Below are 26476 nucleotides of genomic sequence, written 5' to 3' on the forward strand. Positions count from 1 at the left end.
TGGGCAGGTTCGAAGCTGAAATCACGTTTTTTTGCTCGGGGGACGGGATATGTTCAGACAGGTGGGAGAGAACTTTCAGTTGATGCATATCTAAAGCGACTTGATGCTGCTGGTGCAATGTATGATTCCTTTAGAAAATCGAATGTGGATATACAGAGTATTTCCCAAAATACAGGTATGTCTGTGAATAGAATTCGAAGAATAAAAGATCACTTGTTTTTTAAAGAGCATATTAAAGAACATGGTGTTGGACGCTTTGAAGCAGATTATGAAATCGCACAAGCATGGGATAGACTTCAAAAAGGATCATTTAAACCACAAGATATTGACTTATTGAATCATGAACTCTTTGAATCTAAATTTGAAGGTATTTTTAAAACAGACTATAGGACTGCACATGATAGAACGGTTGATTCTGGTCGTCCATGGTATCCACATGAGGAGGATTAAATTTGGCTTCATATGTATTGCTACTAAAAGTTCAGGAAGATGACGAAACAGTTGTCTACAGATTTGGACCAAATGAAGATGTTATGGGTAAAATTGAATTTCATAAGTTAACTAAGAAGTTTTCCGAGATAGAGTCTATACCTGATCCTAATATTCCTAGCAAATTTTATTTTGATAGAGCAGCTCAAAGATTGGTGATTTGCTTGGTTAGAGAGGGGGGCGAGTTCCCAGAAAGAACTACATTTGAATCATGATTATTTTGGTTTTCATGTGATCAATTTTTACAAGTTGTTAGGGCTACCCACTAATGAATGAATCGAGCGGAGCAAGAAGAAAGAACATAATCTTTATACCCGAGTTATTTGAATCTGATCCTAAAGAGATTATTCAAATATGTGAAGGCTAAATTTTGTAAACCTTGATTGGTCTTTTGCCTTTCAGGTTTTTTTTTTTATGACTCTGTTACCACTGAGGTGAATGGGGAAAGGCTTCTAGCAGGAAACAAGTAGAGGAGAAACCGATCGAGGAAATCGAGGTAGGGGATAAGGTTCTCTCTAAGGATGATGAGACCGGAGAAGTGGCCTATAAAGAGGTCGTAGGGCTGTTCCAGAAACAGGCTGACGAAATCTATTACGTCCACATCGGGGATGAAATCATCGAGGTCACAGGCGAGCATCCATTCTGGCTTGATGGCAAGGGATGGACGTTTGTTAAAGACCTGAAATTCGGCGACTTGCTTGTTTCGAGTGATGATTATTTGGATAACATTTCCTGTTTATAGCGCATTCCTCCCCACATTGTTGAAGCCTAGACTCAGCAGCTTGTAGAGCACGGCGGAGGTTGTACGCGCCGTAGGCCCGGCAATGATATAATTGTCATAAGCGTTAAGCTAAATTTGGAGGTGCGAAATGCATACGATTATGCTTGTTGAGGACGATCCCAAGCTTTCGGCGCTGCTGACCTCTTATATGGAGAGGTATGGGTATACCGTTTGCGTGCCGGATGATTTTGGCGCGATTCTTGGGCAGTTTGAGCAGATGCGGCCGGAGCTGGTGCTGCTAGATATTAATTTGCCGCGATTCGACGGCTACTACTGGTGCCGCCAGATTCGTACGGTATCGACGTGTCCCATCCTGTTCATCTCGGCGCGCGCCGGTGAGATGGATCAGGTGATGGCGCTGGAGAACGGGGGAGACGACTATATAGCAAAGCCGTTCCATTACGAGGTCGTCATGGCCAAAATTCGCAGCTTGCTGCGCCGCTCTTATGGTGAATATGCATCAAGACCGCAGGAACGCGTCTACGAGCTGGATGGGCTGACAATGTACCCCGAGCGTCTGGAGCTGGAGCTGTTCGGCAGTCATACCGCGCTGACCAAAAAGGAAGCGGATATTATCGAGCTGCTGATGGTGCATGCGCCTAGGTATGCCAGCCGGGACGAAATTTTGGAGAAGCTGTGGGACGACCAGAACTATGTGGACGAGAACACACTTAATGTCAATATCGCCCGTGTGCGGCGCAAGCTTCAGGAGCTGGGCATTCAGGATGGAGTGGAGACGCTGCGCGGCACTGGCTACAGGCTTGTGCCGTCATGGCGAGGAGGGGAGAGGCAATGAGGCTGTTCTGGCGCGATCATCTGGCGCTATTGCTGCTGCAGCCGGTCATTATAGGAGTGGTGCTGCTGATCTGCTGGCTGGACGGCTACCGCAATGGAGAGATGGTGCTGTACGCCGCCTTTCTCGGCGCGCTGTTGTTCGCCGCCTACCTATGCTTTCGTTATGTGACGCATAGAGAATACTACAAGCGTCTGGCCTCGCAGCCTGCCACGCTGGATGAGGGGATTGAGGCGCTCGACCAGGCGCCCGCTCCACAGGCGCTGCAGCAGCTGCTTCTCTCGCATTACCAGCTGCTGCAGCAGCAGCTGACTGACTCGCAGCAGCAGCAGAATACGCATCAGCTGTTCATGAACCAATGGGTGCATCAGATGAAAACGCCGCTTGCAGTCATCGAGCTGACGCTGCAGCAGGAGCCGGCAGCTCCGTATACAAGCAGTATACGCGAGGAGACGGACCGGCTGCGCACCGGGCTGGAAACGGTACTGTATGCGGCGCGGCTGCAGTCGTTCGAGCATGATTTTCATATTAGGCTCGTGTCGCTGGCTGTGGCTGCCGATCAGGCCGTGCATGAGTGCAAGCGGTTGTTTATCCGTAGTCTTGTCTACCCTTTGGTAAAGGGAGACAAGTCGCTGCAGGTGCGAACGGATGAGAAATGGCTTGTGTTTATCATCGTGCAGTTGCTGACGAACGCGATCAAATATTCGGCGGGAGAGCATAAAAAGGTGGAGCTGACGCTCGGCGAGCAGGGTGGGCAGGCTGTTCTGGAGGTGCGGGACGAGGGCATTGGCATCTCGCGTGCCGACATTCGCCGCGTGTTCGAGCCATTCTATACGGGGGCCAACGGACGGCGCTACCGTGAATCGACCGGCATGGGGCTATACCTGGTGAAGCAGGCCTGCGACCACCTGCAGCATGAGGTGGAACTGGTGTCCGCCCCTGGCGAGGGCACCGCGGTCAGGCTGCTGTTCCCCTCTTGGCAGCGCGGGGGCATTGAGGCACCGGTAGGCACCGGTAGGGCGAACCTTACACCGATGTAAGATTGCTGAAAGACGAATCGATAGCACAGCTGCTCCCTGCACTGTAAACTGAAGGTAGATGATTCAGACAAAGGGGAGAGATACAGGAATGGAAATGCTGCAAGTGAATCAAGTAAGCAAGGTGTACGGCACAAAGCTGGCCTATCGGGCGCTTTCGGGCATCAGCCTCTCGGTGGAAGAAGGAGAGTTCGTTGGCATTATGGGGCCTTCTGGCAGCGGTAAGACGACATTGCTGAATATGATTGCCACGATCGACATGCCGACCTCAGGCAGCGTTCTGATTAACGGCAGCGATCCGCACAAGCTGCGGCGCAACGAGCTGGCCCGCTTCCGCCGGCGCGAGCTGGGCTTCGTATTCCAGGATTTCAACCTGCTTCATACGTTGACCGTGGCTGAAAATATTGTGCTGCCACTAACGCTGGAAGGCTCAAGCATGGCTGTGATGAAGGAGCGGCTGACCGCCGTGACCCGCAAGCTGGGCATTGATGCGATTGCCGACAAGCGGGTGTATGAAATTTCTGGCGGCCAGGCGCAGCGGGTCGCGATCGCCAGAGCGATCATCCATCAGCCGAAGCTGCTGCTTGCGGACGAGCCGACCGGCAATCTTGATTCCAAGGCGGCGCGGGATGTGATGCAGACGCTGGAGACGATCAACCAGCAAGACCTGACGACGATGCTGCTCGTTACCCATGACGCGGTAGCGGCAAGCTACTGCTCCAGAGTCGTATTTATTAAGGACGGCAAGCCGTTCGCTGAGATTCACCGCGGCGAGCATCGGCAAGCGTTCTTCCAGAACATTATCGATACGCTGTCGCTGTTGGGGGGTGATGCCAGTGACCTTTCGACAATTCGCCTTCAATAATGTGCTACGCAACAAACGGCTGTATGCCGCCTTTTTTTTCAGCAGCATGTTTTCGGTGCTTGTGTTTTTTGTCTATGCGGTGTTCGCCTTCCATCCGGCTCTCGCTGACGAGAATCTGCAACAGGGTGTGTCGCGCGGGCTGCATACAGCGGAGGCTATTATTTATATTTTTGCCATATTCTTCGTGCTGTACTCGATGAGCTCATTCCTGAAATCGCGCAACAAGGAGTTTGGCCTGCTCATCATGCATGGCATGAGCACCTTCCAGCTGCGTCTAATGATTTTCCTGGAAAATCTGCTGATCGGTTTTTTCTCAACGCTTGGCGGACTTGGTCTCGGCCTTGTGCTGGCAAAGGCGATTTTGATGGCGGCGGAAAATTTACTTCGTTTGGATCATACGCTGCCCTTCTATTGGCCCAAAGAGGCGATGATGCTTACATTCGGCGCGTTCATGCTGCTGTTTGCAGTCATTTCCCTGTTCACGGTGATGCTCCTGCGCGGTAAAAAGGTTATTGAGCTGATCAAGGGGGCGACAGCGCCCAAGTCGGACCCGCGCGCTTCCCTGCTGCTGTCGTTGCTGGCGGCGCTGCTGCTCGGGAGCGGCTACGTCGGAGCATTGCTGGCTAAAGGTGCAATAGTGTTAGTTGCATTTGTTCCGGTGACCATCGTCGTCATTGTCGGCACTTATTTCTTGTTCACTCAGCTTAGTGTGTTTGCAATTAACACGTTGAAGCGTAATAAGGGCTTGTTCTGGCGGCGCACCAATATGCTGACCTTGAGCGATCTAGCATATCGGATGAAGGATAATGCGCGTACCTTTTTCATTATCTCCATAATTTCCACGGTGGCCTTCACCGCGATTGGGACGCTGATCTGCTTCGGTGCACTGCTGAAGAGGCAGATTGAGGCCGGCATGCCGTTTGAGCTGCAGTACACCTATTCCGGCCCGCGGACGGCTCAGGATATGCAATCGATTCGCAGTTACCTGGGAGAGCAGCAGATAGGCTATAAGGAATATGAGGTGGAGGGCGGTTATTTTGGAGCAGAGGGGACGGTAGCGGTTGTGCCGCTGTCGAGCTATAACAAGCTGGCCCAGGTGATCGGCAATGAGGAGCATGCGATTTCGGGCGACGATGTCATCGTTGTCAGCAATGTTCGGGGGAACCTGATTGCCAAGCCAGGCGAGCTGCTCCGACCAATAACAGTAGAGGGAACGGCGATAACGCTCCAGCCTGAACTGGAGGTCCCTGAGGGGGCTGTCCCGGGATTCCGGCCTTATTATATTGTCAGTGACGAGCTGTACGCGGAGCTCGGAAAGCCGATCAATCTGTTTGCCTTCTACTTATGGGATCTGGACGAGGGAACGGACAAGCGGAAGGCAGGCAAGGAACTGAAGGAGAAGCTGCTTCAGGCAGGCCACCCATCCTACTCCTTCAGAGCCAAGAGCTATGAACTGGATCAAATGCTGCGTAATTATAATATTGTGCTGTTCATCGGACTGTTCATCGGGGTGATCTTCTTTGTAGCTGCGGGCAGCTTCCTGTATTTCCGACTGTACCAGGATCTGGATGACGACAAGCGCAAATTTGCGATGATTACGAAGCTTGGGCTGACCTCCGACGAGCTGTCTCGTATCGTCAGCAGGCAGATGCTGCTGCTGTTCTTCGCTCCTGTAGCGGTGGCGCTGGTACACGGCGCGGTAGCGCTGACAGCGTTGCAACATATGTTCATGTCCTCGCTTGCGAAGGAGGCGGCGCTGGTGTTGGGCGGCTTCCTGCTGATTCAACTGGTCTACTTTCTGATCGCCCGCTTCTACTACATCCGCAGCATTAGACAGGCTATGTGAATGTAGCGCTGAACATTCGTTCGAAAGCGAGAGCCGGGGTAAGTCCGGAGCAAGCAGATTGCCGGATGCGCGGAACAAGGAGCAAGACCGCCGGAATTCGATCCCGGCAGTCTTGCTCCTTGTTCGTCAGCTTCGGGGGCGATGCCTGACAGCAGGGCAATAATCGTAATCATTGCGCCGACTGCTACGAACAGCGAAGCGTGATGGTAAAAGATTCGGTGATGAGGTATTAAGCAAGTCCACTGCCCATAATGCTATTCCCGCAACTCACTATACTGCCGATGAATGCGGTTTTCGGGATTTCGATCGACCGTATATAATACGGCGAGGAACAACCATTCCAGCGGCTTCATCAGCAGGTAAACGACATCGGCGGACCACGGCTGATTGATGTGTTTGCTGAGCGGATAACCATATTTGTCATAGCAGCGGCGAATGATTTTGTGCGTTCGCGGCGCGTACTCTTCAATAATATTTTCAAAAGCATTCGCAACCAGCAGCTGGCGGTTGACGACGATTCTGTTGCCGTGCCGAAGCCCTGCGCGCAGCGGCTTGACGATTTTGCGATGCCCCCTCACCGAAACGGTGCATAAATAATGACCGTCTCCCGGCACGATAATCGGCGGAGGGGTGGGCAACTTCGAATAATGAAAGCTGCTCGTTTCGAGAAATACACGGATGAAGCTATCCGGGCGCTGCCCGAACAGCACAAGCACCAGCTGGACGATTAACATGACCGGGAAAAAGGCAATCGACCAGAGCAGTGGCAGCCGTGAATATTTTTGGTGAAAATAGTCCATGGACCGCAGCCATTTGCTGCTGTACACGATCTCTTCTTGCTGGGCGCGGTGCATAAACGCATTGGCGGAATGCTTAAGCTCAGCTGCATATAGTCCGATTAAGCACGCGAAGCCCAAATGCAGCAAAATAATAGGAGTGGCTCCAGCGGAATCATCGCCGTAACGGCCGAAGCCGATGTGCGAGAAATACACGATAGCGAAGATGACATTAGCAATTAGGAGGACAGAGGCTGCTGCAAAAAGAATCGGCGATAAAGCTCCTCTAGTCCATTTCAACGCCCCATAAGCGAAGCCACTCAAAATAAGGCTGCAAATAACGGTCACTACATAATCATTGGAAAGAGTAGCGTAGCCATCCATGAAGTTCCCCGTCAGCTCACTCTGCTGCAGCGGCAATCCTCCTGCTATACCGTAGCTGTTGAACAGAAAGCCTAGCCCTAGAAACCCAACCATTGCGAGGAAGGACAGCAACTCCATTATTTTCACATGCACCTTTTTAACGGTTGTACGCTCATCTACGATCCAGCTGCGAATCATTAATACTATGGAACTGACTGGGAAAAGAAAGATAGCAATAAACAAAAATAGATACAAAATCAAGCGGTTCACTCCTTAAATAATGCGGACAACGGTGATGTAACGCCAGGCAGTCTCGCAGTCTCATCCTTATATCCTCTCATATTTACCCAATTTCGGTCTAGCGAACTCAAAAATTTTTCCGAAAAAACCGATTTCAAAAAAAGGAATCGCGCACAACATGTCGAAATGATAAATCAACGAACATGAATAATCACAAAAGAAAGTAAATAAACATCTAAAGCGTCACAAAAAAGCTATTTCATGTTTGCTTTAAATAAGCTGATGAATAGGAGCAAGCCGATGGAGCCATATGTTTTAGAATTGAAAGCGATTACAAAAATCTTTCCCGGCGTTAAGGCGCTAAGCGATGTGTTGTTCCAGTTGGGACCCGGCGAAATTCATGCGCTAATGGGTGAAAATGGAGCAGGCAAATCGACCTTCATTAAAATTATTACCGGCGTGCACGCACCGGATGAAGGCGAGATGTATGTGAATGGGCAGAAGGTGAGGTTTCAAAACCCGAATGACGCGAAGCGCCTCGGCATCGCTGCGATTTACCAGCATGTCACCTGTTATCCGGATCTTAGCGTGACGGAAAATATTTTTATGGGGCATGAAAAGGTGCAAAAAGGCACGCGTCGCATCCGTTGGAGCGAGATGCACAAGGAAGCGCAAAAGCTGCTGGATGACCTTGGCGCAACATTCAGCCCGCGTACACTGATGGGCTCGCTCAGCGTAGCGGAGCAGCAAATCGTCGAAATTGCGAAAGCGCTATCCGCCGAGGCGAAAATCATCATTATGGATGAGCCGACGGCGGCGCTCACGAAGCGGGAGAGCGAGGAGCTGTACCGAATTACGGAGCGGCTTCGCGATCGGGGAGCTTCGATTATTTTCATCTCCCATCGCTTCGAGGATATGTATCGCCTGGCGAGCAAGGTGACCGTGTTCCGCGATGGCAAATATATCGGCAGCTGGCAGGTCGATGAAATTGACAATAAAGATTTAATCGTCGCCATGGTAGGCCGGGAAATTACCCAGCTGTTTCCGAAGACGGAGGCAAAGCTGGGGGAGGAAGTGCTCCGTACAGAGGGGCTGGGCAGAACAGGCTACTTCGCAGATATTTCTTTTTCGCTGCGGCGTGGTGAAATTTTGGGCTTTACCGGCCTAGTAGGCGCGGGCCGCACGGAGGTGTTTCAAAGCCTGTTCGGCATTGAAGCGTATGACAAAGGGAATGTGTATGTGAAAGGCGAGCCGGTGCGAATAGACAATCCACAGCAGGCGATGAAGCTTGGCATTGGCTACTTGCCGGAGGATCGGCAGAAGCAGGGGCTGGTGCTGGACTGGGAAATTTCGCGCAATATCACGCTATCCGCATTGGATCGCTTCGTCAGCAAGGGCTCGCTTGATACGGGGAAGGAGGAGGTGGAAGCGGTCAGGCTGGCGCAAAAAATGAACGTCAAGGCGCCAAGCATTTACAATCTGGTCAGCTCGCTATCTGGGGGCAATCAGCAGAAGGTTGTATTTGCCAAACTGCTGACGGCTGACCTCGATATTCTCATTCTCGACGAGCCGACGAAAGGCGTAGATGTTGGGGCGAAATCAGCCATTTATGAAATTATTAGCACATTAGCGGGGCAAGGCTACGGCATCATTATGATTTCCTCGGAAATGCCGGAAATCATCGGAATGTGCGACCGGGTCGCCGTTATGCGTGAGGGTCGAATGACGGCGATGCTAGGCAAGGATGAGGTAACGCAGGAAAATATTTTGCAGGCGGCGATGGAAAGTCGCGGCCCGAGTGTTGTGCTGGCGTAGCGGCGAGCTAAAGCGCGAACATTCCGCTGCTGTGAGACGGGACGATTCGCTAGCGTTATTTTTGAACGGGGAATATTCCATTATGAACGAAAAGGGTGGGACGGCAATGGCCGAGACAAAAATGGCTGCCAAGGGGTTAGTAAACAAGCCGGCAGAGAAGCAGTCGCTGAGCGCTGTGGTCGCGAAGTTTCGCGAGCTGGGATTGTTGGCATTTATTATTGTGCTGTCACTCCTCGTGCAGCTGCGCAATCCTAGCTTTCTAACGCTGGAAAATATGAACGACATGATTACGAATACGGCGATATTAAGTATTTTGGCGGCGGGCATGATGCTCGTCATTATTACGAGAGGCATCGACCTGTCGATTGGGGCGACGCTGGCGCTATCGGGGATGATTGCCGCGCTGACGGTAAACGCTTTTCCAGAGGTCAATCCGCTGATTGCGATTTTGCTGGGAACGGCTGTCGGGCTAGTGTGCGGCATCGTACTCGGGTTTCTCATTGCAAAAATGGGCATTCTCCCGATTATCGCCACACTCGGCATGATGAACGTGTTCCGCGGGCTGACCTTTATGGCCAGCGGCGGCAAATGGGTGAGCGCCCATCAAATGCCGGTCAGCTTCAAAGCGATCGCCACAGGCTCGATTTTCGGCATCAATACGCTGATCGTCATTGCGGTCGTCATTTACATCGTATTTTATTATTTCATCAATCACACCCGTACCGGCAGGCAGATTTACGCGGTGGGCAGCAATCCGGAATCGGCGAAAATCAGCGGCATCCGCAATGATCGCATTTTATGGCTCGTTTATTCGATTATGGGCGGTTTATCTGGTCTGGCCGGTGTACTATGGGTATCCAAGTTCGCTTCTGCACAAGGCGATACAGCTATGGGGTATGAGCTAAGCGTAATTGCGGCCTGTGTACTCGGCGGCGTGAGCATTGCGGGCGGCTCGGGCAAAGTTTCCGGTGTTATCCTTGGCTCGATTTTGCTCGGCATCCTAAATAATGCGCTGCCTCTTATTAATGTATCGCCTTTTTGGCAGACGGGCATTCAAGGCTCGATTATATTGATCGCTGTTATTACGAATGCGCTCGTCAAACGGGGCGTTGACCGCAATAACCTCATGAGGAGGAACATTTAACGATGGAAACACGAGTCATTTCGGGCAGCCGGGCCTTTTCATGGAAGCGCTTTTTTATGCAATGGGAATGGATGCTGGTGCTGATATTTATTGCCGTAAACATAATGAATATGAATTTGTCCGAGTATTATTGGAGCTTTGACAGCCTGCGGGATGCGACGATGACGTTTCTTGATAAAGCGTTTATCGTTTTGCCGATGGTGCTCATCATTATTCTTGGGGACATTGATATTTCTGTAGCGTCGATTGTTGCGTTATCCTCCGTCATCATGGCGGACTTATATAACTCAGGCGTTCCTATGCCGCTGGCGATGCTGATTTGCCTCGGCGTCGGCGTCGTATGCGGCTTCATTAATGGCCTGTTAATCGTCAAGTTCAAGGAGCTGTCCTCGGTCATCGTGACGCTGGCAACGATGATTATTTATCGCGGCATCGCTTATATTTTGCTGGAGGATCAAGCGGCAGGCAAGTTTCCAGAGTGGTTCAGCTTTCTTGGCTGGGGCTACGTCGGCCCGATTCCATTCATCCTCATTGTTTTTGCAGGATGCGCGGCGGTGTTTATCGTGCTGCTGCATCGTACGACTTTCGGGCGGCGCATCTATGCGATGGGCAACAATTTGACAGCGAGCCGCTTCTCGGGCATTCGCGTCGAACGGATGAAAATTATCGTCTTCACCTTGGCGGGCTTAATGGCGGCGGTTACGGCGTTATTCCTCACCTCGCGGATGGGCAGCACGAGACCGAATGTGGCGACAGGCTATGAGCTGGATGTTATTGCGATGGTCGTTCTAGGCGGCATTAGCACAGCGGGCGGCAAAGGGCGGATGATCGGCGCGATTTTGGCCGTTTTCCTGATCGGCTTCCTGCGATACGGTCTAGGGCTCGTCAATGTGCCTGCGCAAATGCTGCTTATTATTCTCGGTCTGCTGCTCATCGTAGCGGTTATGCTGCCGAAGCTTAAGCTGTCTTCTTCTGCCAAGAAGCCAAGCCGCTAAGCGCAACACGCGGTAAACGGCTGCATGTTTAACAGGAGCGGGCAGCAGAGAGAGAAGCGTTTCGTTTGCGGCAGCCTGCCCGGCTCATCCGGGAAAGATGCAGCTTTTTATATACAAATGATAAAAGGGAGGCAATACAGATGAAAAAGGTTTTAGCGACATTTTTGACAGTAATCATGGTGTTAACGGTTTTAGCTGCATGCAGCACTTCGGGAAGCAAGCCGGCAGGAGAGTCCAGCGGCGATACTGGTCCGAGCGGAGGAAAGAAGAAATTTGCCATTATCTTTAAAAATACGGGCAACCCGTATGGCGAGAAAGAAATGGAAGGCTTTAAGCAGGCGATAGAGGAGCTGGGGCATGAGGCGATTTTGAAGGCGCCGGATCAGCCGACTGCTGAAGCGCAAATTCAAATGATTGAGGAGCTCATCTCGCAAAAGGTTGCGTCTATCGCCATCGTCGGCAATGATCCCGACGCCTTGCAGCCTGCACTTAAAAAAGCGATGGATCAAGGGATCAAGGTGCTGTCGCTTGATTCCGCGGTTAATGGGGAAAGCCGGATGGTGCACATTAACCAAGCAGACCCTGAGCGTATTGGGCGTGTACAGATACAGGCCATTTCCGACATGATCGGCGGTAAAGGGCAAATTGCAGTTCTCAGTGCGACTTCGCAGGCGACGAACCAGAATACTTGGATTGAATGGATGAAGAAAGAGCTGGAGGACCCGAAATACAAAGACATCGAGCTAGTGAAGGTCGCTTATGGCGACGATTTGCGGGATAAAAGCGTATCGGAAACAGAGGCGCTGCTCAAATCGTATCCAGACCTGAAGGGGATCATTGCGCCAACGACAGTAGGGATTGCAGCGGCAGGCAAAGTGCTTATCGACAAAGGGCTAAAAGGCAAAGTTCATCTGACGGGCCTCGGCCTGCCAAGCGAAATGGCGGAATATATTGAAGGCGGCGTGAGTGAATGGATGTATTTGTGGAACCCGCTTGATGTAGGCTACTTGTCTGGCTATGCGGCTGACGCGCTGGTGAATGGCACCATTAAAGGCGAGGTAGGCGACAAGTTTACAGCAGGACGCCTTGGTGATAAAGAAGTAATCGTTGACGTTGGCGGCACGCAAATTATGCTCGGCGATCCATTCAAATTTGACGCGGCCAACATTGCAGAGTGGAAGGAAGTCTACTAAAACCGGGCCGGGCTAAAAAAAGGAGGAAGCATCATGGCACTGAGCAATAAATATGCCTGGAGCTGGCAGGTGAAGGAGGAATCCTTGGAGGAATATGTGCGGATGCATCTTGATCCGTGGCCGGAAATCATGGAAGAGCATCGCAGTGCCGGCATCTCCAACTATTCTATTTTTCAAAATGGCACGCAGTTTTTCTATTGCTTTGAGTGCGATGATGTGGAAGCGGCCTTCGCCTACATGGCCGATAGCGATGCCTGCAACCGCTGGAATGCCCTGACGTCAAAAATGGTTCAAGGCTCCTTTGATTTTCAGCAAGCCGAACCCATTAAGCCGCTCCGTGAAGTTTTTTTTCTGAAATAGTATTTTAAAGCGATCCGCCTCAGCCCCTGCTGCTATGCGATTTCCAAGGTAAAGTGTTGCCCTGCTGCATAAAAGTACGCATAAGGTCAACACTGTTTCTCTAGACCCACTCTGGTTTAGTCGGGTATGATACCTTTACTTGGAGATCATTAGGAAATGAGGTAAGGACGCTTTGGATCAGTATGAAAAAATCAAGCAGGGCGAGAAGGGTGCTTGGCTCAGCATTGCGACGTATTTGACGCTGACCGCACTAAAGCTGGGAGGCGGCTACTATTTTGCTTCTGGAGCGCTCGTTGCGGACGGGTTTAACAATTTAACGGATATTGTGGCATCGCTGGCGGTCCTTATCGGTTTGCGAATTTCACAGAAGCCGCCGGATAAAGATCATCCGTATGGACATTTTCGGGCAGAGACGATTGCCGCGCTGATTGCGTCCTTTATTATGGCAACGGTCGGCATCCAGGTATTGATTACTGCTGTCGGTTCGCTTTGGTCGGGAAAAGAAGCGGCGCCATCCCTTAACTCGGCGTGGATCGCCATTTTTTCTGCTGTCGTCATGCTAAGCGTTTATTATTACAATCGCCGGCTGGCGAAGCGAATTAACAATCAGGCGCTTATGGCGGCGGCAAAGGATAATTTATCCGATGCGCTCGTCAGTACGGGAGCTGCGATCGGCATTATTGGCGCGCAGTTCGGCCTGCCTTGGTTAGATCCAGTAGCAGCCATTGCAGTTGGTGTTATCATTTGCAAGACGGCTTGGGAAATTTTCTACAGCTCGACCCATGCGCTGACGGATGGCTTTGATGAGAATGAGCTGACGACGCTAAGGGCGACGATTGAACGCACGAAAGGGGTAAAATCCATTAAGGATATTAAAGCCCGCGTTCATGGCAGCAACGTGCTTGTTGACGTTATTGTACAGGTTGATCCCGAGCTCACACTGATCGAGAGCCATGTCATTTGCGATGAAATTGAGCATCGCATGGAGCGCAAGCATAATATTATGAGTGTGCATGTCCATGTAGAACCCCATGAGCTGGAGCATGCTAAATTGTAGTCAAATGCCGAGTAACATGTCGAATAAAAGGGATGTAATTGTTCCCAAGGTAAAATAAACCAATTTATCTAATACTTTAGTCTCAATTGATTATCGCGACTATAGTCTCGTTTTCTAGGTTGGGCAAAAAGAGCAGTAAAGTGAGCAACAGCAGTAGCTGCAGCGCTTTATTTGAAGGGGCCATTCGCAAATGCGAAGGCCTCTTCGTTTTTTGCTGCGAATTTTTATTGCTTCCAATTTACCAATTTGGTAAATTGGCAAATAGGAAAAAAGGTTGATGCTGTCAGCAAGCAGCCGCCCCTACAATGGTTGGAGCACCATTTATTTATTTTTTAAACAACCAAGGAGGCGTACAGCTTGAAACACACCATGAAAAAAAGGATGATTACCGCCGCTTTCACCGCATCCCTATTGCTCGGTTCTGTCTCGGCTTCAATTCCCACAGTGATGGCTGCTCAGAGCGCGACCGTAGATGCAGGCGTGAACTTCCGCAGTGCACCATCGGCCTCAGCTCCCGTTATTCGCATGCTAAAAAAAGGAGAACAGGTCACAATTCTGGATGCGTCAAACGCATATTGGTACAAGCTTCAGGATTCCTCTGGCCGGACAGGCTATGCTTCGCCTTCCTATTTCTCCGTGTCCTCCGTATCGACTCCGAATACGGCAACAGGCACCATTAAAAAATCGGTATCCTTCCGGACAGGCGCAGCGCTTTCGGCTAGCCGTATCCGGTTTTTGCAGGCTGGTGAGCAGGTAGCGATTGTATCCCAGCCAAACGGCAGTTGGTATGAAATTAAAGATTCTTCTGGACAAGCTGGTTATGTCAGTTCTCAATCCCAATATATTAGCGTCTCAGGAAACGTTTCATCAGGCGGCAGTGGCAGCGGTTCAGGCAGCTCAGGTGGATCGCCTGGCACTACAGCACCATCGACCGGTTCTGTGGAAGGCGTCATTGCGGCGGGGCTTAAATATTTAGGTACGCCTTATGAATATGGCTCAAGCCGCAGCACGACAGCCACATTTGATTGCTCGGATTTTGTAAGGCAAGCCTTTCTGGATGGGGTAGGCATTAAGCTGCCTGCTGATTCAAGGGGGCAAGGGGAGCATGTGGCGCAGCGAGGGAAAGCGGTGACGGACTGGCGCCAGCTTAAGCGTGGCGATATTATGTTTTTCATGTCTTATAAGGGAAGTAAAGCTTCTGCCTATGCGGGTACGAACAAAGCAACAGCAACGATTACGCATGATGGCATTTATTTAGGGGACGGCAAAATTTTGCATACATATTCCAATGAGTCTGGCGGCGTAACGATAAGCAGCATAGCAGGCACACATTGGGAATACCGATTCCTGTATGGAGGCAGCGCGCTGTAGGCCGGGCAAGGGACAACCACCAATTTTGAAACATCTGCTATAAAAAATCAGCCTCCAGCACTCATCGCTATGCAACGATTGATGCTGGAGGCTGCTCATTGAGCCAACTTGGGATTAAGCTGTAAAGTCTTTCTGCGGTGCGATTGGCGTTTGCGACTGTTTCCCCGGCTTCGGCAAATTGCCGAACAGCACCCAGGAGAATGGTAAAAAACGTGCGGCTAATGAAACGATTATCCAAGAGCCGACGAGCGCAGCTACATAGCCGCCCACATACCAGCTGTGCAGCAGCAAGGAATTGCCTGTCACAGGCGGATATTCGCGGTAGTAGAACAGGATGAACGGATGAACCAAATAAATGCCGAACGATAAAGCGCCAAGCTTTGAGAGCAGGGAGACTAGCCAAGGCGCGGCCTTGCGGTAGAGCAGAAAGCCAAGCTGCAGCAGCACAAGCGCCGAGAAGAAAGTATGCATATTCCATAAAAACTCATACAGCAGCGAGTGGTAGCTCTCGATTTTAAGTCTCGTATCATACCAATTGCTTACATGCCATAGTCCAGCGGCAAGCCATAGGCACCATAATGCAATCCATGCCGCAACTCGCGTTTTACTCGCATTTTGTTTATTTATAATGATCCAATGCTTGATTTTCGGAAAATAGATACCGATTGCTGCCCCCATCAAATAGTAGGAGAAGTAGGATAGCGAGTAGCTGCCCTTATTCGGTATCGGCGTCGTCAGCGCGTATTTATTAATGAGAACGAATGCCCATTGAATGGCAAAGCCAGCTGGTATCGCCCATTTGACTAGAGACGGGAACTTTTTCAGCAGCCATAGAAACAAAGGGAGAAGCAAATAAAACTGGATGCTGATAAACACAAAATACAAATGCGTATAGGCGTTGCCGGTCAACACCTTGTCCCAGAAGCTGCTTAGCGTTTGGTCAAGCGGCCTGTTTGGATAGTAGTTGTAATGCAGCAGAGTGAAATAAATAATGGAAAACACCAAATAAGGAATAATGATATACAGCGCTCTGCGTTTATAAAAGGACCCAATCAGCTTGGCGTCCAGCGGCCTCGTATAATAATTGTAAAATAGGACGAAGCTGCTTAGAAAAATAAAGGTCGGCGTGCCGAACTTCATAAATATATTAAAAAAGTTATACAAGAAATAGTAGCCGGAATTGACCATTTTCAGCGTAGCGTAGGAGGTCGAGTGGACCGATAATACACCTAATATGGCCATTGCACGAACAATCTGCAGCTCGGGAATCGCTTCCCGGCGCTGCAAGGATGCTGTAGACATGTAGCATTTCTTCCTTTCTGTGAGGCTATTCGCGCGGATGTCTGCGAGCTACACCGCTTTCGATAGCAGCATGGATGATGCGTTTTCGCACCTCTTCGACTACTTTGACATTGAAAACGCTCGGGATAATATACATCGGGCTGAGCTCGTCGTCGCTAATGACAGAAGCAATCGCTTCGGCGGCAGCCAGCTTCATTTCTTCATTTATGGTAGTTGCACGGCTATCGAGCGCCCCGCGGAAAATCCCCGGAAAGCACAGCACGTTGTTAATTTGATTCGGATAATCGGATCGCCCTGTTGCAAACACAGCAACGATATCCTCGACCAGCTCTGGACGAATTTCAGGCTCGGGATTCGCCATAGCAAATACGATAGGCTCTGCATTCATCGACTCAACATGCGCTCTAGACAAAATCCCGCCTGCCGATACGCCAATAAAAACATCTGCACCAGCAAGCGCTTCGGCCAAATGGCCCGTCTTCTTCTCGGCATTTGTGTGTTCGGCGTACCACTGCCACATGCCGTTGTCATAGTGGCGATCAGCGGTTAAAATCCCTTCACGGTCGACTCCAATAATATGTTTTGCGCCGCCGGCAAGCAGCATCTTGGTACAAGCCGTACCTGCTGCTCCAATACCACATATAACGAAGCGGGTATTAGAAATGTTTCGGCCCGTCAGCTTGAGCGCGTTCAGCATAGCGGCGAACAGAACGACGGCTGTGCCATGCTGATCATCGTGAAACACTGGGATATCAAGCTCTTCACGCAACCGGCGTTCGATTTCAAAGCAGCGCGGTGCGGAAATATCTTCCAGATTAATGCCGCCGAAACCCGGCGCTAATTGTTTGACGGCTTGAATAATTTGCTCCGTATCTTGGGTATCGAGGCAAATGGGAAACGCATCAACGTCTGCGAATTGCTTGAACAGCATCGCTTTGCCCTCCATGACAGGCATTGCGGCATATGGCCCGATATTGCCAAGCCCAAGCACGGCACTGCCATCAGAGACGACAGCGACGGTGTTGCGTTTAATCGTTAGTGTAAATGCTTTGGACGGATCCTGTTCAATTGCTTGGCATACTCTTGCGACGTCCGGTGTGTAAACGCGCGAGAGATCGTCGCGGTTCTGAATCGGCGTTTTTGGCTGAACCGTAATTTTGCCACCGAGATGGAGCAGAAAGGTGCGATCGGAAATGTGCTGAAGGCGGATGCCGGGCAGCGTGCCAAGAGCCGAGGAAATACGATCGGCGGTGCCTGCTTCGGTCATCTTTACGGTCAAATCCCGTACGGTCGTTGTTTTATCGGTATGAATGACGTCAATCGCTATAATATCGCCGCCAGCAGTCTCAATAGCCGTCGCGGCCTTGCCGAACTGTGCTTGCTGAATATCGATTTCCACCCGTAAAATAATCGTTTTACCGTCCATGCTGCGTTCCTTCATTCGCTCTCCACTCCTTATCGATTGGCCGTGAGTCTGACAAAAACGCCGTCACTGCATTAAACGCAGGACGGCATTCGGGCAGCTCTTCGGGTCGTATTGTTGGTTGCGCTTCGTTAGCAAGCTTTCTCGGAATTGGCCTGAGGTATACGGTTCCTGAATCATGGCAAACCACTTATCTACCATAGCAGCAGAATCAAGCATTTCACCAAAGCCATTGCGGATAAAATATTCGCAGTTTTCTTCTTCCTGTCCCGGAATCGGTTCATAGAAAAGCATCGGCATTCCTTTGCTCATGCCTTCGGTACAGGTCATCCCGCCAGGCTTCGTCACGAGCAGATCGGCAATGTCCATCAGCTTGCTGATCTCGTTCGTAAACCCGAGCACTTGAATGTTCGGATGCTGGAACATGGTGCTCGAAAGCATTTTCTCCCTTACCTTCTCATTGCTGCCTACGCAGAATATCAACTGTATGTTGTCGCGCCACTTGGTCATATATTCAAGGAGATTGTCTTCATACATCAATCCCCACCCGCCACCCATTATAAGCACGGTAGGCATAGGCTTTAAGTTGAACTTTTGCAGCAGCTCCTGCTTGTCGTAGGTTGTCCAGAAGTTCGGGTGTACCGGAATGCCGGTCACTTCTATCTTCATGGGTATTACGCCGCGCTCCATCAGCTTGTTTCTCACAAGCGGGGTAGATACCAGGTATTTGCTGACCTCCGGATTGACCCATGCGCCATGAGCATCGTAATCGGTAATAAGCGTGTAAAGCGGAATATGTAGTCCAAGACGCTTTAGCCTGCCTACGACTGCATTGGGAACAGGATGCGTACATACGATAAGATCCGGCTTCAACTGGGAAATAACCTGCGACGTTTGTGTATAGAACATGCGATGAAGAGCAAGCTGCGTAAATCGGTTAAGCGATTTCTTGTAATTGCTGCGATACATCAGGCCGACCATTTTTGGCTGCTTGCTTACGGTTTTGCGATAAGCAGACATAATCCATGGCCCGACAACCGGATTAAGAAATTTGCCCAGCTCGATAACGCGGGTTTGAATCTCGGGGTTAATTTGGCGCAATCCCGCCGCTAAAGCATATGCGGCTTGCGTATGTCCCGAGCCGAAGCCCTCGGAGAGCAGCAGCACTCTTTTCTTACGCATAATGTCACCTACTTTTCTAATTCCATAATACGTCGCCAAGGTTGGGAACACAAGTCATTCCAGGTTATTAAAATGCAAGCGGCCACACCTGTTGCGTTCATTAGTAGCTTGCTCAATATGCTGGTGCAGCAACCTGTCGCAAGCAGCGGGGTTCAGAGCTTGCCTGCCGGCGCTATTGTCCTTTATGATTAGAATGGCATTAACCGGAAGCAGATTATTCATCATGATCGTTTCATTTAAAATAAAGCGGGTGTTGCGGCTGTTTTTAGAAGCTGCATACGGCACTTAAGTAGGAGGCATGCTTAATGGAAGAAGCAAGGAGCACATTTGAAGTCGGAGCCATTGTAAAAGCGGAAGTAAGATCGGGACAATATGTAGGAGAAGTAATGGAATTGCACGGGCCCCGTGCCTTGTTCAAGGTGCTGGCTGTCCTTAAGCATCCACAGCAAGGTGACTTGCACCATCCGTATGAGCCGGATGTACCGCTATTTCATGAGCGGCCGGCGCTGGCCTATACAGAGAAGACGATGATTCCGCTGCGCCAGCTGCAGACCTTTAGCGGCCATGTGCCGGATTACCGCGAATCGCTGCATGCGGCTTTGGCAGCCGAAGTGGCCACGCTTGACCGGTTAAGGCGCTGGTCCGAGCAGGGGCTTGCTTTGCTTGAGCAGCTTGGAAAGCAATACAAGTAGCCATTGCTGCAGCCGATGGACTGGATTGCGCCAATCGTATAAAACAAATGGCAGTCGTTCACTTAGGACGGCTGCCATTTGTTTCATTTATGACTAGTCTTGCGCCGACCTGCTTTCCCAGCTTAAAGCTAATTGATGAAGACAGCTTGAAGCGTACTGCGGTAGGTAACCTGCAAGCCAAGCTCATCAGAGAGGACCGCTAGCGGCAAATAGGTTTTTTGCTCTTTGCCGTTCTTTTGCAAATAAGCGGCAGGACTGTTCAGTTTTTTCTTCACGCCATCAACGAGTATGGTTGACGATCCAATCGTAAACGCTACCGTATGTTTATTGTAGGAAACGGCTGCCGTTTGGGTCGTTTTGTTCCAGACAAGCTTCGCTCCAATGGCATCTGTAATGTCGCGCATCGGTACGAAGGTGCGATTGCTCTTCATGGTGGCAGGGGAAGCAGCTGGCAGTTCCTTGCCGCGTACAACTACCGAGACGGGCACATTCGCTGGGCGAGTGCGAACTTTCAAATATTTATTCCATATTGTGGTAGAATAAGTGTGACCCATAGCAGCGTACCCAAGGCGAGTCGGGTGAACATCGCTGTTGGCGATTGATGTATATTCCAGCTCCTTGCCGACAAAAGGCTTGCTGACCTCAGTAATGGTAATATCGATGCCTTCCGCTTTTATAGCGGCAACAATCGTTTTTAGCTTTTCATTAAGCTGGCTCAGCGCCTGTAATTCAAATTCCCGCAGGCGCGCTGCATCTGGTGGCAGAGGAAAGCTTAGGCTGCCAACCGTAATCGTTGCTGGAATCGGCATATATTGATCGGCGATCACGAGTTTAGCTTTTGGCGCGAGTGACGTTGCCGCCTGTAGCCCCGCAGTCAGTCCCGTTTCATATTGATCCAGTGCAGCCTGCAGCAGCTGTGCTTTCTCCTCATCTGTCGTTGTGGAAGTGATTTGTGCAGCTACCCCAAGCAGATCATTGCCGCCAATCGTCATGATGATGAGATTGGCGCCGCGGATGCTGTCTCCGATTTTTGTCGCATCGCCAATAATGCTAGTGGCACGCGGGTCCTTCAGGCCAGGCTGCACGTCGCTCACGGTGACGCTTTTGCCATCTTTAGCCGCGCCAAGCAATTGGCTAAAGCCAGTTGTCGTCAGCCCCAGCAGGCCGTAATTGACATATTCCGCGCGAAGCCCCTGGAACAAGGCCTGCTCATATACATGCTCCACATAGCCATAGGGTACAGATTTTGCATCAAAGCCATACTCATAGCCGGCCGTAAGTGAATCTCCAAGCGCAACGATTTGATAGGATGCAGCAGCATCTTCTTCTGCAGCGGCGGCTGTTTTCAAGCCGGGTGAAGCCACTAATAAACCGATAATGATAAATAGAAACGACACTTTCCTCCACTTTCCAGACAACATAGACACTTCCTTTTGATAAAATAGTAGCAGCGGGTTTTCATTCATTTGCATAATTGTGTATAAAGTTTGCAGTAAGAACACGAACATTGCCGTTCTGCTCCCAATTATGAAAATATTAAATTGATTCCGTTTTGGCCTGATGTTAAAATACTGTAATAATCGCAAGTGGCGGAATACAGCCCGGAATATGGTCAACCTCAAACGATCCCCGCAGCGCTGCTTAATTTTATTCAACATAACACGAACGTTTACCTGCGAGTGCAGCTAAAAAGTTTGTGTACACCTATCCGGCGCGCTGCCGGATACAGTCGTTTGAGTAATTATGCAAAGTGATAAGCTGGCGGATTGGCTCTGCTATCCGTTTTGCTAAAATATAAGCGTTTATAAGTTTCACACTTATAAATGGGCTTATATTTCATCGCGAAACGGCAGCTTTGCCACTAAAGGACGGCTTCAGCCGTTTACGCTTGTCAAGCTACAAGCCTGTTTGATGAAGCATTACTGCTTGTTCTCACAGCGATCGGCTTGGTTCCGTTATGCACGCCCCAAAAATCTTCTGATAGAAAGGTTGCACACAATGAAAGAGAAAATTTTTGGATTACCGCCGAAACAAGGTCTGTATGATCCTCAATTTGAGAAAGATGCATGCGGCATGGGATTCGTGGCGAACATCAAAGGAAGAAAGTCGCACAAGATTATTCGCCAGGCGCTGACGTTGCTGGAGAATATGGAGCATCGCGGCGGTCAGGGCAGCGAACCAAACACGGGAGATGGAGCAGGCATTATGCTTCAAATTCCACATGCGTTTTTTGCAAATGAGCTGAAGCGTATGGAAGTGGAGCTGCCAAGCGAAGGCGAATATGCCGTAGGTATGGTGTTTCTGCCGCAGGATGAGAACGTTCGCCGTTCGCTGGAGAACGATCTTGAAACTATTATTCGTGAAGAAGGCCAGTCGCTCATCGCTTGGCGTACCGTGCCGACGAATGATGCAAAGCTCGGTCAATCTGCTAAGTCGGTTAAGCCTTTTGTCCGCCAAGTATTTATTGGCAAGAACGAAAGCTTGAAGGACGTCTTGGCATTCGAGCGCAAGCTGTATGTCATTCGCAAACGGGCGGAAATCGCCATTCGTTTCTCGGGCAAGGAAGGCGGAGAAATGTTCTATTTCCCGAGCCTGTCCACGAAGAAAATCGTATACAAAGGCATGCTTACGACTGAACAGGTTGGCTCCTTCTATGTGGAGCTTAACGATGAGTCCGTCGTTACAGCGATGGCGCTTGTCCACTCCCGTTTCAGTACGAACACTTTCCCGAGCTGGGAACGTGCCCATCCGTTCCATTATTTAATTCACAACGGTGAGATTAATACGCTTCGAGGCAATGTGAACTGGATGCATGCGCGCCAAACGCTGTTCGAGACGGAATTGTTCGGCAGTGATATGGACAAAATTAAACCGATTATTAATCCAGATGGCTCGGATACAGCGATGTTTGACAATACGCTGGAATTCCTATACTTGTCCGGCCGTTCATTGCCGCATGCGGCGATGATGATGGTTCCTGAACCATGGTCCAACCACGAAGGCATGGATGATGACAAGAAAGCTTTCTACGAATACCACAGCACATTAATGGAGCCTTGGGATGGACCGGCTGCAATGGCCTTTACAGACGGCGTGCAGATCGGCGCTTTCCTGGACCGCAACGGTTTGCGTCCAGCTCGTTATTACGTGACGAAGGATGACCATATTATTTTGGGCTCCGAGGCGGGTACGGTTGTCATTCCGCCAGAGGACATTTTATACAAAGACCGTCTGCGTCCAGGCATGATGCTGCTGATCGATACGAAGGAAGGCCGCATCATTTCCGATGAGGAAGTGAAGAAGCAAATTGCGACAGAGCATCCTTATCGCGAGTGGCTGAACGAGCATTTGATCGATCTTGAGGATTTGCCGGATGCGCCTGAATTGCCTGAGCTTGATCATGCGACGGTACAGCAGCGCCAGCAATCTTTCGGTTATACGTTTGAAGATTTGCGCAAAGTGCTTGAGCCTATGGCAAGCAGCGGCATGGAGCCGATTGCTTCAATGGGCTATGACGCTCCGCTTGCTGTATTGTCGGATCGTCCTCAGCGTTTGTACAACTATTTCAAACAGCTGTTTGCGCAAGTAACGAACCCGCCAATCGATTCGATTCGTGAGGAGATCATTACTGCAGTAGGTACGACAATCGGACCTGAGCGCAATCTATTGAATCCGGAGCCGGAAAGTGCGCGCCACATTAAGCTGGAGACACCGCTCCTTTCCAACGAGCAGTTTGCGAAGCTTCGCCATGTTCGCCGTCCGGGCTTCAAGTCGATTACGCTGCCGATCTTCTTCACGGCGAGTGAAGGGGAAGAGGGGCTGCGCGCAGCACTGAAGCAAATGTGCGAAGCAGCAGACCGCGTTATCGACAAAGGGCATAATATTCTTATTTTATCCGACCGCGGTATCGATAAGGAAAATGCAGCGATTCCGGCATTGCTTGCCGTATCCGCATTGCATCACCATTTGATTCGTCAAGGTACGCGGACTAAAGTAGCCATTTTGCTTGAATCCGGCGATCCGCGCGAGGTTCATCACTTTGCGCTGCTGCTTGGCTACGGCGTGAGTGCGGTTAACCCGTATTTGGCATTTGAGACGCTTGATGATATGATTCGCCAAGGTTTGCTGCGAAATATTTCGCATGAGAAAGCGGTCAAAAACTTCATTAAAGCTGCTACTAAAGGCGTTACGAAGGTATTGTCCAAAATGGGTATTTCCACGATTCAATCGTACCGTGGCGCACAAATTTTCGAGGCGCTTGGCTTGAAAGAGGAACTCATTAATGAATATTTCACTTGGACACCTTCGCGTATCGGCGGTATTGGACTTGATGTAATTGCAGAAGAAACGCTTAAATATCATAACTTGGCTTACGCTGACCAAGAAGGCCGTGTAACGGAACTAGAGTCTGGCGGCGAATACCAATGGCGTAAAGACGGCGAGGACCACCTGTTTAGTCCGCAGACGATCCATACTCTGCAGATGGCGGCGCGCTCCAATGATTATAAGCTTTACAAAAAATTCTCCCATCTCGTTCAAGGCGAGGACAAGAAGCATATGATGCTTCGTTCATTGCTAAGATTCAAGGATGGTAGAACGGCGATTCCTATCGAAGAGGTTGAACCGCTGGAATCGATTATGAAACGCTTCAAGACAGGCGCGATGTCCTTCGGCTCGATCAGCAAGGAAGCGCACGAAAGCCTAGCGATTGCGATGAACCGCCTTGGCGGACGTTCGAATACGGGAGAAGGCGGCGAGGACCCAGCGCGCTTCATTCCGGATGAGAACGGCGATTCCCGCCGCAGTGCAATCAAGCAGGTGGCATCGGGACGCTTCGGCGTAACGAGCAACTATTTGGTCAATGCGGATGAAATTCAAATCAAGATGGCGCAAGGCGCGAAGCCAGGAGAAGGCGGACAGCTGCCAGGACGGAAAGTATACCCTTGGGTTGCTGAGGTTCGGGGCTCCACGCCGGGCGTAGGCTTGATCTCGCCTCCACCGCATCATGATATTTATTCCATCGAGGATTTGGCCGAGCTTGTTCATGACTTGAAAAATGCTAACCCGCGTGCGCGCATTAACGTAAAACTCGTATCCGAGGTTGGCGTGGGCACGATTGCAGCAGGTGTTGCCAAAGGCCGTGCCGACATTATTATGGTCAGCGGTTATGATGGAGGAACGGGCGCATCTCCGATGAACTCGATTCGTCATGCCGGACTGCCGTGGGAGCTTGGTTTGGCTGAGACGCACCAGACGCTGATGATCAACAAGCTGCGTGATCGCGTTACGCTTGAAACAGATGGCAAAATGATGAACGGACGCGATGTTGCGATCGCTGTTTTGCTCGGCGCTGAAGAATATGGCTTCTCGACAGCACCACTTGTTGTGCTTGGCTGCGTGATGATGCGCGTTTGCCAGCTGGATACGTGTCCGGTCGGCGTAGCTACGCAAAATCCGGAGCTGCGCGCGAAATTTATGGGCGATCCAAGCCATGTGGTCAACTACTTGCGTTTCGTTGGTGAAGAGCTGCGCGAAATTATGGCTGAGCTTGGTTTCCGTACGATTCAGGAGATGGTTGGCCGCGTAGATATTCTTGAAGCGAAGCATCTGGCTGATCATTACAAAGCGAAAGGTCTTGACCTGACGCCGCTGTTGTATCAACCGGAAGTATCTCAGGATGCTATTCGTTACTGTGCACAAGAGCAAAACCACGGTTTGGATTTGTCGCTTGATATTAAGGAACTGGTACCAGCTGCGAAAGCTGCTTTGGAAAATGGGGAGCAAGTACGCGGTACATTCCCAATTTTGAATACGAATCGTGTTGTTGGAACCGTGCTCGGCAGTGAAGTAACTCGTCGTTATGGCGCGAAGGGCTTGCCAGAGGATACGATTTCCTTCCACTTCGTTGGTTCAGCAGGCCAAAGCTTTGGCGCTTTCGTTCCTCAAGGCATTACGCTATCGCTGGAAGGCGATTCGAATGACTATGTAGGTAAAGGACTTTCCGGGGGCAAGGTCATTGTTGCTCCTTCATCGAAAGCAACCTTTGCCGCTGAGGAAAATGTCATTATCGGCAACACGGCACTATACGGAGCAACAAGCGGCGAAGCTTATATTCGTGGTATTGCTGGGGAGCGTTTCGCGGTTCGCAACAGCGGAGTGAGCGTTGTTGTTGAAGGCGTAGGCGACCATGGCTGCGAATATATGACGGGCGGCAGAGTCGTCATTCTTGGTCAGACTGGCCGTAACTTTGCAGCTGGGATGTCCGGCGGTGTTGCTTACATCTATGACGAGCAAGGCGACTTCTATAAGCATTGCAATATCGAAATGGTATTGCTGGAGCGTCTTGAAGAGGAAGCGGATATTGCTGAATTGCGCGGCCTGATTGAACGCCATGTTACCTATACAGATAGCGCCATTGGCGGTCGTGTATTGAATGACTGGAATCTGTCGCTTGAGAAATTCGTAAAAGTCATTCCGAAAGATTACAAGAAAATGCTGGAGTATATCCGCAAAGCTGAAGATTCCGGCTTGAAGGAAGATGCAGCGCTGCTGTCAGCATTTGAAGCCAGCATGAAAGAGCTTGCCCGTACAGGCGGCTGATCCATGTTGTTTAATAGATAAACGAAAAACGGCTCTCCGATAAGGAAAGCCGTTTTTCGTTGCTTTTTTATGCTGCACCACTACTAGAAAGTGCTTATCTGGGTAGGTTTTAATCTATGTTTTTCCGTACAAGCACTGTTCACTAATTTAGG

At 50.3% G+C, this 26476-nt stretch carries 20 protein-coding genes and 1 pseudogene; 16 read left to right on the forward strand and 5 right to left on the reverse strand.

What is annotated here, in order from left to right; all coding sequences use genetic code 11:
- The 7 genes and pseudogenes from ABEW34_RS15225 to ABEW34_RS15255 all read left to right on the forward strand — a co-directional run.
- Positions 1-450: hypothetical protein (locus ABEW34_RS15225; RefSeq protein WP_430160049.1), on the forward strand; the 450-nt coding region annotated here is incomplete at its 5' end.
- Between the two features lie 2 nt (positions 451-452).
- A complete protein-coding gene (locus tag ABEW34_RS15230; protein ID WP_056034238.1) occupies positions 453-704 on the forward strand; it encodes a hypothetical protein in 252 nt (83 codons plus the stop codon).
- A gap of 257 nt (positions 705-961) precedes the next feature.
- Positions 962-1201: pseudogene (locus ABEW34_RS15235) on the forward strand (polymorphic toxin-type HINT domain-containing protein); the annotation flags it as partial.
- A gap of 157 nt (positions 1202-1358) precedes the next feature.
- On the forward strand, positions 1359-2066 hold the full coding sequence (locus tag ABEW34_RS15240) for a response regulator transcription factor (RefSeq protein WP_430160050.1): 708 nt from the start codon (positions 1359-1361) through the stop codon (positions 2064-2066).
- On the forward strand, positions 2063-3103 hold the full coding sequence (locus ABEW34_RS15245; RefSeq protein WP_430160051.1) for an ATP-binding protein: 1041 nt from the start codon (positions 2063-2065) through the stop codon (positions 3101-3103). Before ABEW34_RS15240 ends, ABEW34_RS15245 begins: the two co-directional genes overlap by 4 nt.
- 88 nt (positions 3104-3191) lie before the next feature.
- Positions 3192-3965 (forward strand): ABC transporter ATP-binding protein, encoded by a 774-nt coding sequence (locus ABEW34_RS15250; protein ID WP_430160052.1) that lies wholly within the window; start codon positions 3192-3194, stop codon positions 3963-3965.
- Entirely contained in the window at positions 3931-5811 is a 1881-nt protein-coding gene (locus ABEW34_RS15255) for an FtsX-like permease family protein (RefSeq protein ID WP_430160053.1), read from the forward strand. The genes ABEW34_RS15250 and ABEW34_RS15255 overlap by 35 nt, the downstream gene beginning before the upstream one ends.
- Before the next feature lie 254 nt (positions 5812-6065).
- Here ABEW34_RS15255 and ABEW34_RS15260 read toward each other — a convergent pair whose 3' ends face one another.
- Positions 6066-7211, reverse strand: coding sequence for a DUF6688 domain-containing protein (locus tag ABEW34_RS15260; RefSeq protein WP_430160054.1), 1146 nt, complete (start codon positions 7209-7211; stop codon positions 6066-6068).
- Between the two features lie 279 nt (positions 7212-7490).
- On the opposite strand from ABEW34_RS15260, the gene ABEW34_RS15265 reads away from it, so the two are divergent.
- From ABEW34_RS15265 to ABEW34_RS15295, 7 genes are all read left to right on the forward strand, one after another.
- Positions 7491-9005 carry a sugar ABC transporter ATP-binding protein gene (locus ABEW34_RS15265; RefSeq protein ID WP_430160055.1) on the forward strand — a complete coding sequence of 505 codons (1515 nt, stop codon included), beginning with the start codon at positions 7491-7493 and terminating at the stop codon, positions 9003-9005.
- A 106-nt stretch (positions 9006-9111) separates the two neighbouring features.
- Complete coding sequence (locus ABEW34_RS15270) at positions 9112-10149, forward strand: ABC transporter permease (RefSeq protein ID WP_430160056.1); 1038 nt, start codon at positions 9112-9114, stop codon at positions 10147-10149.
- A gap of 2 nt (positions 10150-10151) precedes the next feature.
- Positions 10152-11144: an ABC transporter permease gene (locus ABEW34_RS15275; RefSeq protein ID WP_430160057.1), complete on the forward strand. Its 993-nt coding sequence runs from the start codon at positions 10152-10154 to the stop codon at positions 11142-11144.
- 140 nt (positions 11145-11284) lie between these two features.
- A complete protein-coding gene (rhaS, locus tag ABEW34_RS15280) occupies positions 11285-12337 on the forward strand; it encodes a rhamnose ABC transporter substrate-binding protein (RefSeq protein WP_430160058.1) in 1053 nt (350 codons plus the stop codon).
- 33 nt (positions 12338-12370) lie between these two features.
- Positions 12371-12697, forward strand: coding sequence for an L-rhamnose mutarotase (locus tag ABEW34_RS15285; protein WP_430160059.1), 327 nt, complete (start codon positions 12371-12373; stop codon positions 12695-12697).
- A 172-nt stretch (positions 12698-12869) separates the two neighbouring features.
- A complete protein-coding gene (locus ABEW34_RS15290) occupies positions 12870-13754 on the forward strand; it encodes a cation diffusion facilitator family transporter (protein WP_430160060.1) in 885 nt (294 codons plus the stop codon).
- 357 nt (positions 13755-14111) lie between these two features.
- Positions 14112-15125, forward strand: coding sequence for an SH3 domain-containing protein (locus ABEW34_RS15295; RefSeq protein WP_430160061.1), 1014 nt, complete (start codon positions 14112-14114; stop codon positions 15123-15125).
- 114 nt (positions 15126-15239) lie between these two features.
- Here ABEW34_RS15295 and ABEW34_RS15300 read toward each other — a convergent pair whose 3' ends face one another.
- From ABEW34_RS15300 to ABEW34_RS15310, 3 genes are read right to left on the reverse strand one after another with little or no spacing between them, the layout of a single operon-like run.
- Positions 15240-16427 (reverse strand): acyltransferase, encoded by a 1188-nt coding sequence (locus ABEW34_RS15300; protein WP_430160062.1) that lies wholly within the window; start codon positions 16425-16427, stop codon positions 15240-15242.
- A gap of 25 nt (positions 16428-16452) precedes the next feature.
- The gene (locus ABEW34_RS15305) at positions 16453-17868 is read right to left on the reverse strand and encodes an NAD-dependent malic enzyme (protein ID WP_430160063.1); all 1416 of its coding nucleotides are present in this window, start codon (positions 17866-17868) and stop codon (positions 16453-16455) included.
- Between the two features lie 48 nt (positions 17869-17916).
- Positions 17917-19032, reverse strand: coding sequence for an MGDG synthase family glycosyltransferase (locus ABEW34_RS15310; RefSeq protein ID WP_430160064.1), 1116 nt, complete (start codon positions 19030-19032; stop codon positions 17917-17919).
- Between the two features lie 305 nt (positions 19033-19337).
- Here ABEW34_RS15310 and kapB point away from each other — a divergent pair, with 305 nt between their 5' ends.
- Positions 19338-19724: a sporulation phosphorelay system protein KapB gene (gene kapB, locus ABEW34_RS15315; protein ID WP_430160065.1), complete on the forward strand. Its 387-nt coding sequence runs from the start codon at positions 19338-19340 to the stop codon at positions 19722-19724.
- A gap of 128 nt (positions 19725-19852) precedes the next feature.
- On the opposite strand, the gene ABEW34_RS15320 is transcribed toward kapB, so the two are convergent.
- Entirely contained in the window at positions 19853-21232 is a 1380-nt protein-coding gene (locus ABEW34_RS15320; protein WP_430160066.1) for a stalk domain-containing protein, read from the reverse strand.
- 490 nt (positions 21233-21722) lie between these two features.
- Between ABEW34_RS15320 and gltB the strand changes: the two genes are divergently transcribed.
- Positions 21723-26324: a glutamate synthase large subunit gene (gene gltB, locus ABEW34_RS15325; RefSeq protein WP_430160067.1), complete on the forward strand. Its 4602-nt coding sequence runs from the start codon at positions 21723-21725 to the stop codon at positions 26322-26324.
- The last annotated feature ends 152 nt before the right edge of the window (positions 26325-26476 follow it).

The sequence above is a fragment of the Paenibacillus algorifonticola genome (genome assembly GCF_050481745.1).
GTDB classification, from domain to species: Bacteria; Bacillota; Bacilli; order Paenibacillales; family Paenibacillaceae; genus Pristimantibacillus; species Pristimantibacillus algorifonticola_A.